The 1,509-nt window shown below is 39.2% G+C and carries 4 protein-coding genes; all 4 read left to right on the top strand.

Translation table 11 applies throughout. The features are described 5' to 3' along the window. Window positions 1–39: 39 nt before the first annotated feature. On the top strand, window positions 40–276 hold the full coding sequence (locus tag HMPREF0027_RS02980) for a phage protein Gp36 family protein (RefSeq protein ID WP_244261831.1): 237 nt from the start codon (window positions 40–42) through the stop codon (window positions 274–276). Beyond that, window positions 276–854: a phage protein Gp37 gene (locus tag HMPREF0027_RS02975; protein ID WP_044024237.1), complete on the top strand. Its 579-nt coding sequence runs from the start codon at window positions 276–278 to the stop codon at window positions 852–854. The genes HMPREF0027_RS02980 and HMPREF0027_RS02975 overlap by 1 nt, the downstream gene beginning before the upstream one ends. Further along, window positions 805–978 (top strand): DUF2635 domain-containing protein, encoded by a 174-nt coding sequence (locus HMPREF0027_RS11565; protein WP_005622124.1) that lies wholly within the window; start codon window positions 805–807, stop codon window positions 976–978. Before HMPREF0027_RS02975 ends, HMPREF0027_RS11565 begins: the two co-directional genes overlap by 50 nt. A 335-nt stretch (window positions 979–1,313) precedes the next feature. Beyond that, the coding region (locus tag HMPREF0027_RS12205) for a hypothetical protein (protein WP_005622123.1) at window positions 1,314–1,509 on the top strand (196 nt) is incomplete at its 3' end.

The following is a 1,509-nucleotide window of genomic DNA, read 5'->3' as shown; positions in this document are numbered from 1 at the left end:
TGTTAGAGGTTTAGTCCAACTTTTGGGGTGCAGATCACTGTGGTGCTTAATCGCCATTGCTGTGTGATTGCTCGTTACTTTTTAGAAAGCCATTCCCCCACAGATCCTACTCGCAAAGAATATGAAGATAGCCTCAAATTTTTGCGTGATGTGGCATCAGGTTTAGTGACGTTGGGCTTAGATAAAAATGCCGAGGTGGTGGAAAACGAAAACCTTGTACAGTTTGAAGCAGAGCCTAGCGTATGGGGACGAAAACAAGCCAAAGGGTTTATTTGATGAGTGTAATTGCGAAAACCAGTAATGCGTTGATAGCCAAAATTAAAGCGCACTTTAAAGGGCGATTAAACAAGGTTGCCGAACATTCAGGACAATGGGATGAGCAGACTATTCGCCAAATTGTGAATACTTACCCTGCGGTGTATGTAGCGTGGCTAGGGCAAGTGCGTGATAACAGTTACTACGGTGTGAAATCTCGCTGGGTGATTTATATCGTTACAAAAGTGCTAAATGGCAAGCCCACTGAACAGGTGGGTGCTTATCAAATTGTGGAGCATTTGACCGCCATTTTACATGGTGAAAGCGTGGAGCCAAGTGGCAATTTTACCTTACAAAGCGTGCAAAATTTGTGGAGTTCAACCCAATCAGGCACAGGTGCGGTGGTGTATGCGATGTTTTTTGAAGCGGAACAGTCGATTGATTTTGAGCTGACGCAAACGGACTTACATTGCTTTAAGGTTTATCACCAACATCATCAAGACACCGCAGCGCACAATGATATTCATATTGAATTAGAAGGACTATGTGATGGATACCATCAACATCAAGCCTGCACAGGCAAACATCAAGGTTCGTGACCCAGAGACCTTTGAGTTTTTAAGTGAGAAAGGGGAAGCAAAACCACGCAACGCCTATTGGTTGGCTCGTTTACGTGACGGGGATGTGGTTATGGTTGAAAGCAAACCGAAAGGAGAAAAATAATGGCGATTTCATTTAATGATATTCCCAAAGCAAACTTGATTCCGTTAGCTTTTATTGAATTTGATAAAAGAAACGCTAGTTGATTTTACTGAACGGTTAAAGTTAAAAAAGATGGTAAACGAAATCTGTAATGAAAATTTAGTATTTCTTCTTGTTTTGTTATTGGTATATATTCAAGTAGATATGTCTTATCTAAATTGTGTTATTAGGAGTAAGTTATGAGCTAATATACGAATGTTATTGAGGCGAAATATGGCGAAACTGTTTATGGAACAGCTGGCAATGATTATCTTTCTGGACTTTATAGCGATTATGTTTTTACTAGAGGCGAAGGAATGGATGTGATAAAGGATAAAGGAGTCATAAAAAACATTACTTTTCCTGATGCAATTTCTAGCCAAGTTCGTTATTACCTCTCTAATAATATCCTCACTATTAAACCTTATCCGGATAATTCTGAACAAATAGAAATCCAAGATTTCTCTTCTTATACAATCCTTTCTTTAACTTACCAAGATAAAAAAATAGGGG

The sequence above is a fragment of the Actinobacillus ureae ATCC 25976 genome (assembly GCF_000188255.1).
In the GTDB taxonomy this organism is placed as follows: domain Bacteria; phylum Pseudomonadota; class Gammaproteobacteria; order Enterobacterales; family Pasteurellaceae; genus Actinobacillus; species Actinobacillus ureae.
Note: the sequence above shows the minus strand (reverse complement) of the source record. Positions and strands in the feature narration are given on the sequence as shown.